The 807-nt window shown below is 45.1% G+C and carries 1 protein-coding gene; it reads left to right on the top strand.

All coding sequences use genetic code 11. The features are described 5' to 3' along the window. Nucleotides 1-32: 32 nt before the first annotated feature. Nucleotides 33-807: serine hydrolase domain-containing protein (locus GRP75_RS28405; RefSeq protein ID WP_337194292.1), on the top strand; the 775-nt coding region annotated here is incomplete at its 3' end.

The following is an 807-nucleotide window of genomic DNA, read 5'->3' as shown; positions in this document are numbered from 1 at the left end:
ATCAGCCTGAACAGATTTATGAGCCTGGAACAGTGACTGCTTATTCCAACTATGGGACCAACCTGGCCGGTTATATTATAGAACGTGTATCCGGAATGCCTTTTGAAACCTATATTCAGAAACATATATTTGAGCCTCTAGACATGAAACATTCTTACTTTACACAACGATATGATCTTATCCCAGAGGTTATCGAACATAAAGCAACAGGCTACTCCAAGAAGGATGGAAACTGGGTGGCAAAGCCGAATGTTTTCTTTAATGATGTGCCGGCGGGTGCGTTAAACATTACTTCGGAGGACATGGCTCATTTTATGCTTGCTCATCTGAACATGGAGCATTCCTTAAAATATTCGCTATTCAACAAGAATGAAACCCTGCGAGAAATGCATGAGGCTTCATATACCCACTATCCCGAGCTTCCGGGGAATGCCCATGGCTTTTGGGAACGGTTCACGGGAGATTATCGTGTTATCGAGCACGGTGGAAATACAGATTCATTCTCCTCTCTGGTCTCTATCGTGCCGGATCAAAACTTTGGGATCAGCATCCTGACCAATGTGGAAAATGAAATGTCCGGTGCAAGAAGCGAACTCATTGACCTGTTTGTTGGGGATTCCCATGCTACTCCGCAAGCGGATAGCACGTTGAAGCATAGCGCGGATGTGGCGGGAAAATACCGTTCTGCTCGTGCAGTATCATCTGGTATATTGAAGCTTATACCCGTATTATCCAATGCGGAAGAAGTGGTCACAGCCAACGGCAATGGCGGAATCAATCTGAGGATTCCATCCATGAACTTTCATG

This window comes from Paenibacillus sp. OT2-17, from assembly GCF_009827695.1.
Classification (GTDB): domain Bacteria; phylum Bacillota; class Bacilli; order Paenibacillales; family Paenibacillaceae; genus Paenibacillus; species Paenibacillus polymyxa_B.
The sequence above is the reverse complement of the archived record's forward strand: the minus strand, read 5'-3'. Positions and strand labels throughout refer to the sequence as shown.